This is a genomic window from Micromonospora sp. PLK6-60 (genome assembly GCF_019890675.1).
Taxonomy (GTDB): domain Bacteria; phylum Actinomycetota; class Actinomycetes; order Mycobacteriales; family Micromonosporaceae; genus Micromonospora.
Window position 1 is genome coordinate 208,670 of sequence record NZ_JAIOAA010000007.1, and the last position, 13,392, is coordinate 222,061.

General features: G+C 74.8%; 10 protein-coding genes. 2 read left to right on the top strand and 8 right to left on the bottom strand.

Annotated elements, in window-relative coordinates:
- Positions 1-23 precede the first annotated feature (23 nt).
- Positions 24-1,475, top strand: a complete 1,452-nt coding sequence (locus tag K7640_RS16340) for an SDR family oxidoreductase (protein WP_222955689.1) — start codon at positions 24-26, stop codon at positions 1,473-1,475.
- A 53-nt stretch (positions 1,476-1,528) separates the two neighbouring features.
- Here K7640_RS16340 and K7640_RS16345 read toward each other — a convergent pair whose 3' ends face one another.
- The 4 genes from K7640_RS16345 to prmC form a co-directional block, all read right to left on the bottom strand.
- Positions 1,529-3,643, bottom strand: a complete 2,115-nt coding sequence (locus K7640_RS16345) for a transglycosylase domain-containing protein (RefSeq protein WP_222955690.1) — start codon at positions 3,641-3,643, stop codon at positions 1,529-1,531.
- A 128-nt stretch (positions 3,644-3,771) separates the two neighbouring features.
- Entirely contained in the window at positions 3,772-4,383 is a 612-nt protein-coding gene (locus K7640_RS16350; RefSeq protein ID WP_222955691.1) for a phosphotyrosine protein phosphatase, read from the bottom strand.
- On the bottom strand, positions 4,384-5,031 hold the full coding sequence (locus K7640_RS16355; RefSeq protein WP_222955798.1) for an L-threonylcarbamoyladenylate synthase: 648 nt from the start codon (positions 5,029-5,031) through the stop codon (positions 4,384-4,386).
- Positions 5,031-5,918 carry a peptide chain release factor N(5)-glutamine methyltransferase gene (gene prmC / locus K7640_RS16360; RefSeq protein ID WP_374198094.1) on the bottom strand — a complete coding sequence of 296 codons (888 nt, stop codon included), beginning with the start codon at positions 5,916-5,918 and terminating at the stop codon, positions 5,031-5,033. Before prmC ends, K7640_RS16355 begins: the two co-directional genes overlap by 1 nt.
- Before the next feature lie 134 nt (positions 5,919-6,052).
- Here prmC and K7640_RS16365 point away from each other — a divergent pair, with 134 nt between their 5' ends.
- Complete coding sequence (locus K7640_RS16365) at positions 6,053-7,606, top strand: diguanylate cyclase (protein ID WP_222955693.1); 1,554 nt, start codon at positions 6,053-6,055, stop codon at positions 7,604-7,606.
- Positions 7,607-7,866: 260 nt separating this feature from the next.
- On the opposite strand, the gene prfA is transcribed toward K7640_RS16365, so the two are convergent.
- The 4 genes from prfA to thrB form a co-directional block, all read right to left on the bottom strand.
- Positions 7,867-8,955, bottom strand: a complete 1,089-nt coding sequence (gene prfA, locus K7640_RS16370) for a peptide chain release factor 1 (RefSeq protein ID WP_222955694.1) — start codon at positions 8,953-8,955, stop codon at positions 7,867-7,869.
- 106 nt (positions 8,956-9,061) lie between these two features.
- The gene (rpmE, locus tag K7640_RS16375) at positions 9,062-9,286 is read right to left on the bottom strand and encodes a 50S ribosomal protein L31 (RefSeq protein ID WP_222955695.1); all 225 of its coding nucleotides are present in this window, start codon (positions 9,284-9,286) and stop codon (positions 9,062-9,064) included.
- Positions 9,287-9,908: 622 nt separating this feature from the next.
- Positions 9,909-12,077 carry a transcription termination factor Rho gene (gene rho, locus K7640_RS16380; RefSeq protein ID WP_222955696.1) on the bottom strand — a complete coding sequence of 723 codons (2,169 nt, stop codon included), beginning with the start codon at positions 12,075-12,077 and terminating at the stop codon, positions 9,909-9,911.
- A 295-nt stretch (positions 12,078-12,372) separates the two neighbouring features.
- Entirely contained in the window at positions 12,373-13,320 is a 948-nt protein-coding gene (gene thrB / locus K7640_RS16385) for a homoserine kinase (protein WP_222955697.1), read from the bottom strand.
- Between the last annotated feature and the right edge of the window lie 72 nt (positions 13,321-13,392).

Genomic DNA, 13,392 nt, shown 5'->3' on the forward strand with positions numbered 1-13,392 from the left:
TACGGAGGCCCAGACTGGAAGCCGTGAGATGCCTGGTCACCGGAGCGACGGGTTACATCGGCGGGCGGCTGGCGCCCCGGCTGCTGGCGGAGGGGCACCAGGTCCGCTGCCTGGCCCGCACGGCCGGCCGGCTGCGGGACGTGCCGTGGGCCGCCGAGGCGGAGATCGCCGAGGGGGACCTGCGCAAGCCGGAAACGCTGCCGGCCGCGTTCGCGGGCGTCGACGTCGCGTACTACCTGGTGCACTCGCTGGGCCAGGCCGGCTTCGAGGCGGCCGACCGGGAGGCGGCGACCAACTTCGTCGCGGCGGCGCGCGCCGCGGGCGTACGCCGGATCGTCTATCTCGGCGGCCCGGAGCCGGCGGGCGGGACCCCCTCGCCGCACCTGCGGTCCCGGGCCGAGGTGGCGCGGATCCTGCTGGCCGGCGGGGTGCCCACGGTGGTGCTCCGGGCGGCCGTGATCATCGGGTCCGGCTCGGCCTCCTTCGAGATGCTGCGCTACCTCACCGAGCGGTTGCCGGCCATGATCACCCCGCGCTGGGTCCGCAACCGGATCCAGCCGATCGCGGTCCGGGACGTGCTGCACTACCTGGCCGGCTGCGCCACCCTGCCGCCCGAGGTGAACCGGGGCTTCGACATCGCCGGCCCGGACATCCTCACCTTCACCGAGATGATGCAGCGCTACGCCCGGGTGGCCGGCCTGTCCCGCCGGATCATCGTGCCGGTGCGGGCGCTCACCCCGTCGCTCTCCTCGCACTGGGTCGGCCTGATCACCCCGGTCCCCAGCGGCATCGCCCGCCCGCTGGTGGAGAGCCTGATCCACGAGGCGGTGGCGCACGAGCACGACATCGCCGGGTACGTGCCCGACCCGCCCGGCGGGCTGACCGGCTTCGACCAGGCGGTCGGGCTGGCGCTGGCCAAGGTCCGCGACGCCGAGGTGGAGACCCGCTGGTCCACGGCCAGCGGGCCGGACGCCCCGGCCGAGCCGCTGCCCAGCGACCCGAAGTGGTCCGGCGGCACGGTCTACACCGACCTCCGGGAGCGGGCGGTGCACGCGCCACCGGCGGCGCTGTGGCGGGTGATCGAGGGGGTCGGTGGCGAGCACGGCTGGTACTCCTTCCCGCTGGCCTGGTCGGTCCGGGGCTGGCTGGACCGGCTGGTCGGCGGGGTGGGCCTGCGCCGGGGTCGGCGCGACCCGCACCGGCTCCAGGTGGGCGAGGCGCTGGACTTCTGGCGGGTCGAGGAGATCGTCCCGGGTGAGCTGCTGCGACTGCGGGCCGAGATGCGGCTGCCCGGCCGGGCCTGGCTGGAGATGCGCGCCGAGCCGGCCGAGGGCGGCGGCAGCCGGTACGTGCAACGGGCGGTCTTCCTGCCGCACGGGCTGGCCGGGCACGCCTACTGGGGGGTGGTCTTCCCGTTCCACGCGGTCATCTTCGGCGGCATGGCCCGCAACATCGCCCGCGGCGCCGAGGTGTAAGGAGGGGCCCCTTATTAACAGACGTCTGTTAATAAGGGGCCCCTCCTTACACCTCAGTTGCCGTCGCGGGCGCCGGTGGTCCGGTATGCGACCGACTCACTCGGCGGTACGAAGTCGCGGGCCGGCTCGCCCCGCAGGGCGTACGCGAGGGTCCGGCCGACGGCGTCCACCATCCGCGCCTGCACGGCCTTGCCCACCGCGTCGCGCGGGTCGTCGGGGTTGGCGGCGATCGAGGCGACCGCGAGCTGCGGGGTGAAGGCCACCACGCTCTCCGTCTCGAACCGCTCCGAGCTGCCGGTCTTGCCGGCCACCGGCCGGCCCAGCCGGGACCGCAGCTCCGGCGCGGTGCCGCCGTTGCAGCGCCGGTACATCGACTGGTCACCCACCGGGCAGCGGGCCGCGTCGGTGGCCGCCCGGGCCACCTCGGTGTCGAGCACCTGGCGGCAGTCGGGGCGGCCGGCGGCGACGGCCCGGCCGTCCGGGTCGGTGATCGAGCGGACCGGCCGGGGCGCGCACCAGGTCCCCTCGGCGGCCAGCGTGGCGTACGCGTTGGCCAGGTCCAGCGGGGTGGTGGCGGAGACGCCGAGGGTGAACGCCCCCCAGTCCGCGGCGCTCTGCCGGGCCAGCGCGGCGTCGGCCGGGGCGCGGAACTCGATGCCGAGCCGCTCGGCCATCTCGACCACGCGGTCCGCCCCGACCCGCTGCTCCAGCCAGGCGAAGTAGGTGTTCACCGAGCGGCCGAAGGCGGTCCACATGGTGCGGTAGCCGTCCATCGCCGCGTCGGCGTTCTCCGGGCACCACCGCCCGCCGCAGTCGGCCGGCCCGCCGGAGGCCGGGAACCGGGTCACCAGCCGGGCCGGGGCGTCGTAGCCGGTGTCCAGGGGCAGCCCGGACTCCAGCGCGGCCAGCATGGTGAAGAGCTTGAAGGTGGAGCCGGCCTGGTAGCCGGCGATCGATCCGCCGCCGGCCACCAGCTGGTTGACCGTGTTCGGGTAGTTGCGCTGGCCGGGCGGGTTGGCCGACACGCCGTAGCTGCGGTTCACCGCCATGGCCAGCACCCGGCCGGTGCCCGGCTCCACCACCACGGTGGGCGCCACCCGCGGCTCGTCGGTGCCGTACACCGTCAGCACCTGCTCCCGCAGGGTGTCCTGGATCGCCGGGTCGAGCGAGGCGACGATCCGGTAGCCGCCCCGGCGGAGCAGGTGCCGCCGCTCGTCGACCGAGGCGCCGAAGGCGGGCTGGGCGTCCCACCATCGGGTGAACCAGTCGCAGAAGAACGCCCAGTCGTTGTGCCCCTCGGCGACGCCGGTGCAGTCGTTGGGCGTGGCGCTGGGCCGCAGGTCCAGCGGCTCGGCCCGGGCCCGCTCGGCGTCTTCGGGCGAGACCTGGCCGGTCTCCACCAGCCTCTCCAGCACGTACGACCGGCGGGTCAGGGCGGCCCCGGCGTCCCCGTTGATCGGGTCGTCGGTGGCCGGCGAGCGGACCAGCCCGGCGAGCAGGGCGGCCTGGGCCAGCGTGAGGTCCGCCGGGGACCGGGAGAAGTACCGCTTGCTGGCGGCGGAGATGCCGTACGCCCCGGCGCCGAAGTAGGCGATGTTGAGGTAGCGGCCGAGGATCTGCTCCTTGCTCAGCCCTCGTTCCAGGGCCAGCGCGTACCGCATCTCGCGCACCTTGCGACCGGCGGTGATCTCGGTCGCCTGGGCCCGCTCCTGCTCGGTGAGCCGCGGGTCGCCGGCCAGGGCGTTACGCACGTACTGCATGGTCAGCGTGGAGGCGCCCTGCCGGCCCCCACCGCCGGCCTGGTTGGCCGTGAACGCCCGGGCCACGCCGCGCGCGTCCACGCCGCGGTGCTGGTAGAACCGGGCGTCCTCGGCCGCCACGATCGCCTGCCGCATCACCGGCGCCACCCCGGACAGCGGCACGTCCACCCGGTCCTCCTCGTAGAACGAGGTGATCAGGGTGAGGCCGTCGCCGGCGTACAGGTTCGACCGCTGCACGCTCGGCGGCGTCCGCAGCGAGGCGGGCAGCTCGGACCAGGGGACGCTCAGCCCGCCGAAGCCGATGCCGTAGACCAGCGCGGCCGGCAGGGCCGCCACGGCCAGCGCCAGGCCGGCCAGCACGCCGGCGACCAGGACGGTGAGGACCTTGTGGAGTAGGGCCCGGATCATCAGCTCTCCCCGCAGGAGCCGGTCACGCTAGGACCCGTCCAGAATGCCCCTTTAACCCCTGTTCACGGGCAAACCCGCAGAAAGCTCACGAGAACTCCACACGACCGGCGTACGGGCGCCGGCCGGGCTCACGGCAGCAGGCCGCTGGCGAGGGGGTGGACGACCTCCTCGATCTCGTCGGCCACCCGGCTGAAGCACTGGTCGCCGCGGCCCCACGGGTCGTCCAGGTCGTCGGTGCTCAACGCGGGCGCGCCCCCCCGGGCCGTGTGCGCGGCGGCCACCAGGGCGACCCCGCGCTCGTACACCCCCTCCGGGGTGATCCCGGCCGGCGGCAGCGCCGCGGTGTCCACCGCGCCGAGCAGCCGGCCGAACTCGCCCAGCACGAAGGTGCGGGCGGCGGCGTCGGGGCGCAGCGCCTGCACGTACTCCTGCTGGTCGGCGGTGGCGGTGAGCACCAGGTCCGCGGCGTCGATGTGGTCCGAGCGCAGCTTGCGGGCGGCGAAGCCCTCGACGTCACCGCCCCGGGAGAGCACCTGCCGGGCCGCCGGCGGGTTCATCTCCTCCCCCGCGTGCCAGCCGCCCGTGCCCGCGCTGTGGCTGTGCAGCAGCTCGTCCGCCCGGTCCGGCTCGACGCCGTGCCGGCCCAGCCGCTGCCGCACGGCGAGCACCAGCAGCCGCTCGGCCATCGGCGAGCGGCAGATGTTGCCCATGCACACGTGCAGGACGGTGAACGGCGGCACTCACGCCTCCCGGACGTCGGCGATGTCCGGGACCACGTCGCGCAGCTTCTCCATCGGGATGGCCCCCCGGCGCAGCACCTGCGGCACGTCGCCGGTCAGGTCCACGATCGTGCTCGGCACCGGGTCCGGGCACGGCCCCGCCTCCAGGTAGGCGCGCACCGAGTAGCCGAGCTGGTCGCGGGCCTCCTCCGCGGTGACCGCCGCCGGCTGGCCGGTCTTGTTCGCCGAGGAGACGGCCATCGGGCCGGTCTCCCGCAGCACCTCCAGCGCCACCGGGTGCAGCGGCATCCGCACCGCCACCGTGCCGGTCTTGTCGCCCAGGTCCCAGTTCAGCGTGGGCGAGTGCTCGACCACGATGGTGAGCGCGCCCGGCCAGAACGCCTCGACCAGGTCGCGGGCCGCACGGGGCAGCGAGAAGACCAGGCCGTCGAGGGTGTGCCGGGAGCCGATCAGCACCGGCGGCGGCATCTGCCGGCCGCGGCCCTTCGCGTCCAGCAGCGCCTTGACCGCGTACGGGGTGAACGCGTCCGCGCCGATCCCGTAGACCGTGTCGGTGGGCAGCACGACGAGTTCGCCGTTCTTGACCGCTTCGATGGCCGCAGCGATGCCGCGGTCCCGGTCGGCAGGCGACCGGCAGTCGTAGAGCATCACGAGGAGCCAGTCTGCCACGCCGGGCCCGGGTCGGGTCGCGCGCCGTCCGACCGGCGGGACGCGGTGGCGAATCGGGCCCGTCCGGTGAGGTCCCGGTGCTCCTCGACGGCGGTGAACCGGCCGTCGGCGGCGAGCAGCGCCGGCACCGCCGAGCCGTGCGTGTCGTCGTGCTCGATGCCGAGCACGCCGCCGGGCCGCAGCAGCTCCGCCGCCCGGCGGACCACCGGGCGGATCACCTCCAGCCCGTCCGCCCCGCCGAAGACCGCCTCGTCCGGGTCGTGCCCGGCCACCTCCGGCGGGACGACCACCGAGCGCGGCACGTACGGCGGGTTGCAGAGCAGCACGTCCACCCGGCCGGCGAGGTCGGCCAGCAGCTCCGGGTCGGTGACGTCGGCCGGCACCACCTCGATCGGCCGGTCCCCCGCCGCCGCCCGGTCCGCCGCGTTGCGGCGCAGCCAGCGCAGCGCGGCCGGCGAGCGTTCCACCGCCACCACCCGGGCCGCCGGCAGCTCCTGGGCGAGCGCCAGGGCGATCGCGCCGGAGCCGCTGCACAGGTCCACCACCAGCGGTGCCGGCACCCGCCCGCCCCGGGCCACCCCCCAGCCGGCCAGCAGCTCGGTCTCCGGCCGGGGCACGAACACCCCCGGCCCGACCGCCAACTCCAGGTGCCGGAACCCGGCCACCCCGGTCAGGTGCTGCAACGGCTCCCGGTCCGCCCGGCGGGCGACCAGCGCGTCGAACCGGCCGAGCTGGTCCGGGTCGAACCCGTCGACCAGCGCCAGCCGGCCCCGGGGCACCCCCAGCACGTACGCGGCGAGTTGCTCCGCCTCGGCCCGGGGCGCCTCGACGCCGGCCTCGGCCAGCCGGCGGGCGGCTCGGACCACCGCGTGGGACGGCCGGACCGGATCTGTCCCTTCGGACGGGTGTCGGGCATGGTGGGTCACGTAATAATCATGAGTCGTCGCCCGGGGCAGCCACGAGCCGGTGCGGCAACACGCACACCGACAGGAGGCCGCGGGTGGGCTGGTCCGACCGGGTCACCGACCAGGTTGACGCCCTGAAGCAGGCGCAGCGGCTGCAGGAGTCGAGCCGCTCGGCCGAGGCGTGCGTGATCCTGGACCGGGTGATCCGCACCACCACCGACCCGTACACCCGGGCCGAGGCCCTGGTGCAGCGCCTCTCCGCGCTGATCAACCTGGGCCGTACGGCCGAGTTCACCCGGGCCATCGAGGAGGCGTCCACCGCCGTCCGGGACCTGGCCGAGCCGTACCTGCACGGGCATCTCAACGCGCTGGCCGCCCTCGCCGCGCACCACCAGGGCGCGCTCGACCGGTGCGTCACCCACCTGGTCAAGGCGGCCCGGGCGCTGGGCGCGGTGGAGGATCCGGACGCGCACACCGCCTGGGGCTGGCACGACCTGGCGATGGCATATTCCTATCTCAGCTTCCACGGCTACGCGCTGGGGGCCATCGAGCGGGCCCGGCAGCTCGGCACGGCCGCCGGCATCCCGGAGGAGACCTTCGCCGCGCCGGGCATCCGGCTGCGCAACGCGGTCGCCCTGGACCACAACGGGGACAGCGACGGCTGCCTGCGGGTGCTGCGCGACGTGGCCGGCGACTTCGGCCGCTTCCTGCGCGCCGGGCGGGCCGCCCGGCTGCGGCCGAGCAGCCTGGCCGCGTACGGCTACGCCGCCGCCCGCCGGGCCGCGCTGGGCGACCGGGTGGACCGGGGCGCCGGCGCCGACCCGGCCCGGCTGCTCGAACACGGCGGGGACAGCGCCCGGGCCCGGGACATGGCCCAACTGGGCCAGGTCTGCCTGGCGGTGGCGGACGGCCGCCCGATCGAGGCGGTCACCTGGCTGGACCGGACCCGGGTCGGCGACGAGACCCTGGGCGCGGCCGAACCGGCCCGGCTGCGCAGCATCGCGCTCTCCCGGGCCGGCGACCACGCCGCCGCGCACCGGGCCGACCGGCTGGCCTTCCGGCTGGCCGCGCAGCGCAACGACCGGCTCCGCGACGTCTACATCGACGGCATCGCCGCCCGCATCGACCACGAGGAGATGCGCCGGGAGGCCGCCCGGTACGAGGGTGAGGCGCTGACCGACCCGCTGACCGGGCTGCCCAACCGCCGCCGGCTGGAGCGCTACATCGGCGCGGTGGTGGCGCGCGGCGAGCGGGTGGTGATCGGCGTCTGCGACCTGGACGGCTTCAAGGCGGTGAACACGCGGCACGGGCACCACTCCGGTGACCTGGTGCTGCAACGCATCGCCGGGGTGATCAACCGGGTGATGCGCCGGGGCGACTTCGTGGCCCGCTACGGCGGCGACGAGTTCGTGGTGGTGCTGCCCGGCGCGAGCATGTCGGAGGCCGCCGAGGTGGCCCGGCGGATCGAGGGCGCGGTGCGCGCCGAGGACTGGGAGTCGTTGGTGCCGGGGACCCCGGTGGGGATCAGCATCGGCTTCGCCGAGGTGGGCGACGGCGCCGGGCCAACGCTGCGGGATGCCCTGGGCGCCGCGTTCGAGGCCGCCGACCGGGAGATGCTGCGCGCCAAGACCCGCCCCCGCGCGTCCTGATCCCCCGCCCGCCGGCGATGGGGAGACCGCAGCCTGCCGCAACTCGCGCCACCGGCGCGCGGGCCCGGGACTACCCGGCCTGCCGCAACTCGCGCCGTCGGGGACCGCCCGGCCTGCCGCAACTCGCGGCGTCGGGGACTACCCGGCCTGCCGCAACTCGCGCCCTTCCTACCTCGGACACCGCGCCCTGCCGCGAATCGCACCATCGGGCGCGGCGGGGCGCGGCCGGATGCGGCCGGGTGCGGCCGGCGCGGCGCGGGTCAGCGGCGGGTGAGTTCCGGGTCGCCGGCGAGGCGGGCGGCGCGGTCGGCCTCGGTCAGCGCGTCCAGCACGCCGTCGAGGTCGCCGGCCAGCGCCAGGTCCAGGTTGTACGCGGTGTAGCCGATCCGGTGGTCGGTGATCCGGTTCTGCGGGAAGTTGTAGGTGCGGATCCGCTCCGAGCGGTCCACCGTGCGCACCTGCGCCTTGCGGGCGTCCGAGGCGGCGGCGTCGGCCTGCTCCTGAGCGGCGGCCAGCAGCCGGGCGCGCAGGATGCGCATCGCCTGCTCCCGGTTCTGCAGCTGGGACTTCTCGTTCTGGCAGGAGACCACGATCCCGGTCGGCACGTGGGTGATCCGCACCGCCGAATCGGTGGTGTTCACCGACTGGCCGCCCGGCCCGGACGAACGGAACACGTCGATCCGCAGCTCGTTCGGGTCGATGGTGACGTCCACGTCCTCCGCCTCGGGCAGCACCAGCACGCCGGCCGCGCTGGTGTGGATCCGGCCCTGCGACTCGGTGACCGGCACCCGCTGGACCCGGTGCACGCCGCCCTCCCACTTGAGCCGGGACCAGACGCCGTTGCCGCCCTCCGGCACGCCCTTGGTCTTGATCGCCAGCGAGACGTCCTTGACCCCGCCCAGGTCGGAGTCCTGGGCGTCGATCACCTCGGTGAGCCAGCCGCGCCGCTCCGCGTACCGGGTGTACATCCGCAGCAGGTCGCCGGCGAAGAGCGCCGACTCCTCCCCGCCCTCGCCGGCCTTGATCTCGACGATCACGTCCTTGGCGTCGTGCGGGTCGCGCGGGATGAGCAGCTCGGCGAGGCGCTCCTCCAGCGCCGGCAGGGTCGCCGCGATCGACTCCGCCTCGGCGGCGAAGGAGGGATCCTCCGCGGCCAGCTCCCGGGCGGCGGTGAGGTCGGCCCGGGCCTGTTCCAGCTCGCCGGCCGCCTTGTGCAGCGGGACCAGCTCGGCATAGCGGCGGCCGACCCGCCGGGCGACGCCCTGGTCAGCGTGGATCGCCGGATCGGCCAGCCGCTTCTCCAGCTCGGCGTACTCGTCGAGAAGGGCGGCCAGGCGCTCACTGCTCATGCGGGGGATGCTCCTTCGACGACGACACGCGGACGGGTTACCGAGGGCGGAACGGACGAACGCCCGCGCCCGGCACGGAGGCCGGACACGGGCGTCGTCGGAAGAGCTACTTGGCCTTCTTCGGCTGAACCTTGGCGTACTTCTGCTGGAACTTCGCGACCCGGCCGGCGGTGTCCAGGACGCGCTGCTTGCCGGTGTAGAACGGGTGGCAGGCGCTGCAGGTCTCGACGTGGATCGAGCCGCCCTTGGCGGTGCTGCGGGTCGTGAAGGTGTTGCCGCAGGAGCAGGTGACGTCGGTGCTCACGTACTCCGGGTGGATGTTGGGCTTCATGTCGCCTCGGTCCTTTCGTGGGTGGTCGCCGGGTCGCCTCCGCCGCCGTCGCGGCGGATCGTGGCGTGAACCGGAACCGGTGGCCGACTGACCAGTGTGCCATGGGCTTTCGCCCACCCGGCAGGCGGGTTGGCACACCGGGTCCGGCTGGCTCAACGCTCACCTTCCGGTACGCATTCCCGGCCGGCGGCGCCGGCATTCCTGCGCCCGGCCGTACGCCCGGGGCGGGGCACGATCCGGACGGCCGTGCCGCAACGGGACGGCTGTAAGCAGGGGCCCCCTATTAACGCATTCTGCATAACAGGGGCCCCCTGTTAACAATCGCCACGGCACCGGCTCCTCCCCTATGCTTCCGCGCCATCAGCGCGACCGTCGCCGCTGCCGGTACGCCGGTACGCGGTCACCGGCGCGGATCACCCCGCCCGGCCCGCTTTGCTCTGCTGCCCTCCCGGCGACACCACGGCCCGGTTTCTGTTGCTTCGGCGGAAGCAGAGCAAAGGCTGCGCGGCAGGGCTCCTCGGCCGCGCGGGGCCGTCCGCTGCGGCCCGCTGGCCGGCGTACGCGAAAGAAGGGCACGGCCACGACGGCCGTGCCCTTCCTCGTCGGTCCTACCGGCGCGGGGTCACTCCCCCGGCGTCGACTTCGCGATCTGCATCAGGAACTCGATGTTGGTACGCGACTTCTTGAGCCGGTCCAGCAGCAGGTCCAGCGCCGCCTGCGAGTCCAGCGAGTGCATCACCTTGCGGAGCTTGTGGATGATGGCCAGCTCCTCCGGCGCGAGCAGGATCTCCTCCTTACGCGTACCGGACGCGCTGACGTCGACCGCCGGGAAGGTCCGCTTGTCGGCGATCTTCCGGTCCAGCTTCAGCTCCGCGTTACCGGTGCCCTTGAACTCCTCGAAGATGACCGTGTCCGCCATGGAGCCGGTCTCCACCAGCGCCGTGGCGAGGATGGTCAGCGACCCGCCGTTCTCGATGTTGCGGGCCGCGCCGAGGAAGCGCTTGGGCGGGTAGAGCGCGGTGGAGTCGATACCACCCGACATGATCCGGCCGCTGGCCGGCGCCGCCAGGTTGTACGACCGCCCGAGCCGGGTCACCGAGTCGAGCAGCACGACCACGTCGTGCCCCAGCTCCACCAGGCGCTTGGCCCGCTCGATCGCCAGCTCGGCGACGGTGGTGTGGTCCTGCGGCGGACGGTCGAACGTGGCCGCGACGACCTCGCCCTTCACCGACCGCTGCATGTCGGTGACCTCTTCCGGCCGCTCGTCCACCAGCACCACCATCAGGTGGCACTCCGGGTTGTTGTGCGTGATCGCGTTGGCGATCGCCTGCAGCACCATGGTCTTACCGGCCTTGGGCGGGGACACGATCAGCGCCCGCTGCCCCTTGCCGATCGGCATGACCAGGTCGATCACCCGGGTGGTGAGGATGTGCGGCTCGGTCTCCAGCCGCAGCCGCTCCTGCGGGTACAGCGGGGTGAGCTTGTAGAACTCCGGCCGGCGCCGGGCCTCCTCCGGCTCCATCCCGTTGACGGTGTCGAGCCGCACGAGCGGGTTGTACTTGTCCCGCCGCTGGTCGCCGCCGCCACCGCCCTCGCGGCCGGCCCGCACGGCGCCGGTGATGGCGTCACCGCGGCGCAGGCCGTACTTCTTGATCTGCGACATCGAGACGTACACATCGTTCGGGCCGGCCAGGTAGCCGGTGGTCCGCACGAACGCGTAGTTGTCCAGCACGTCCACGATGCCGGCCACCGGGACCAGCACCTCGTCCTCGCCGACCTGCGGCTCACGGCCGCCGCCGTCGTTGCCGGACTCGGAGCGGTCGCCCCGACCACGCCGACGGTCCCGGAACCGGCTGCGCCGGCCGCGCCGGCCGCCGCCCTCGCCGTCGTCGTCGTCGTTGTCCCGCTCGGCGCGCTGGCCGCGGTCGTTACGGTCGCCCCGGTCGTTACGGTCACCGCGGTCGTTACGGTCGCCCCGATCGTTGCGGTCACCGCGGTCGTTGCGCTCGGCCCGCTCGGACCGGTCGCCGCCCTCGGCCCGCTCGCCACGGTCGTTGCGCTCGCCCCGGTCACCCCGGTCACCACGCTCGCCCCGCTCGTTGCGGTCGCCCCGATCGTTACGGTCACCGCGGTCGTTGCGCTCGGCCCGCTCGCCACCGCGCTCGGCCCGGTCACCGCGCTCGGCCCGGTCGGCCCGCTCGCCACCGCGCTCAGCCCGCTCGCCACCGCGCTCGGCCCGGTCACCGCGCTCAGCCCGGTCGGCCCGCTCACCGCCGCGCTCAGCCCGGTCGGCCCGCTCACCGCCGCGCTCGGCCCGGTCACGACCGCCACGGGTCGTCTCACCCCGCTCGGCGCTCTCCTCGGCCCGCGGCTCGGCGGCCGGAGCCTCCGTCGCCACGGTCCGACCGCGCCGGGTCCGGGTACGCCCCTCGGTCTGGACCGGAGCCTGCTCGGCGGCCGGCTCGGCCGCCCGGCGCTCCGCCTCGGGGCGCTCCGCGGTCCGTACCTCGGCGTGCACCTCTTCCCGGGCCGGCGCGGCCGCGGCCGGCACCTCGGCGCGCGGTCGAGGGGTACCGGCGGCGGCGCCCTGCCGCTCGGAGATGGCGCTGATCAGCTCACCCTTGCGCATACGGGCGGTGCCGGAGATGCCGAGCGACGCGGCCAGGCTCTGGAGCTCCGGCAGCAGCATCGCGGACAGGCCGGTACCGCTACGCCGCCGACGGGTAGGGGCGGCGGTGGCTTCGCCAGCGACGTTGGAAACATCCGACGTCACGTCGGTGGTGTCGCTCAATGGATTCCTTCCCTCGATAGGCCGGGACTGCCCGGAGTCGACGTACGAGGTGGCCGGGCGGCCTCGGTGCACCCGCCTCGCAGGAACGCGTCGCGGGAGTCTGTGACACAGCAGCAGGTCGGTTTCCCGACTCACCAGCCTCGGTGAGCAGGTCTCGCCGGCTGCGGCGACCTGTGGAAACTGCGGCGCGGCGTGGCCTAGGCAGGGGTGACGGGCTGACCGCCGAAAGCTTCGGGGGTGCGCCGACCCGCAGGGAGATCGCATGCTTCGCGGCTGTGCTAGGCCTAGAGCGTAATCAACTCTTCCGACCTGCGGCAACAGGGTCCCGCTCGGCGTGTCCCAGTCTACCCCGTGCGACCCACGCCCCGCGCACCTCTACCGGCAACCGCCAAATCTGCCAACCCATTCCCGGATCGAAGCCCTCCGGCGGCCCGGTGAGCGCCAGCACGGTCGGCCCCGCCCCACTGACCACAGCCGCCACACCGGCCGCACGCAGCGCCCCCACCAGCGCCGCCGTGCCCGGCATGCCCCCGGCCCGGTAGTCCTGGTGCAGGCGGTCCTCGGTGGCCGGGAGCAGCAGCTCCGGCGCGGCGGCCAGCGCGTGCACCAGCAGGGCGGCTCGGCCGGCGTTGCGGGCCGCGTCACCGTGCGGCACGGCCAGCGGCAGGGCGGCCCGGGCGGTCGCGGTCAGCCCCCGGTCGGCCGGCACGAACACGGTGGGCCGCACGGCGTCGGCGACCGGCAGCGACACGGCCCGGGCCCCGGACGGCTCCGTCCAGGCGATCGTGAAGCCGCCCAGCAGGCAGGGCGCCACATTGTCCGGATGGCCCTCGATCTCGGCGGCCAGCCGCAGCGCCGCCGCGTCGTCGAGGCGCTCGACGCCGTCGGCCACCAACGCCCGGGCCAGCAGCACCCCGGCGACGATCGCCGCCGACGAGGAGCCCAGGCCGCGCGCCTGCGGGATCCGGTTGACGCACTCCAGCGAGAGGCCGGCGGGCTGGCCGCCGAGCGCGTCGAAGGTGCGGCGCATGGCGGCGGCCACCAGGTGCCGGTCGTCCGCCGGCAGTTCGCCGGCGCCCTCCCCGGTCACCGACACCCGCACCCCGGGGGCGGTGGTGACCTCGGCGGCGACGTCGTCGTGCAGACCCAGCGCAAGGCCCAGCGCGTCGAAGCCCGGCCCCAGGTTGGCGCTGGTGGCGGGGACCCGGACGCGGACCGGGCCGGTGGCGAAAGTCAACGGCACCGGCTCATGGTAGGTCCCGGCACCGACACCGGGCGGCTCCGTCCGGACGGTGGGACGTCGCCGACCGCGCCC

Excerpts from the sequence above, each read along its gene's own strand:
- K7640_RS16345 (WP_222955690.1), bottom strand. The coding sequence starts at position 3,643 with ATGATCCGGGCCCTACTCCACAAGGTCCTCACCGTCCTGGTCGCCGGC.
- rpmE (WP_222955695.1), bottom strand. The coding sequence starts at position 9,286 with ATGAAGCCCAACATCCACCCGGAGTACGTGAGCACCGACGTCACCTGC.
- prfA (WP_222955694.1), bottom strand. The coding sequence starts at position 8,955 with ATGAGCAGTGAGCGCCTGGCCGCCCTTCTCGACGAGTACGCCGAGCTG.
- K7640_RS16355 (WP_222955798.1), bottom strand. The coding sequence starts at position 5,031 with ATGCTCTACGACTGCCGGTCGCCTGCCGACCGGGACCGCGGCATCGCT.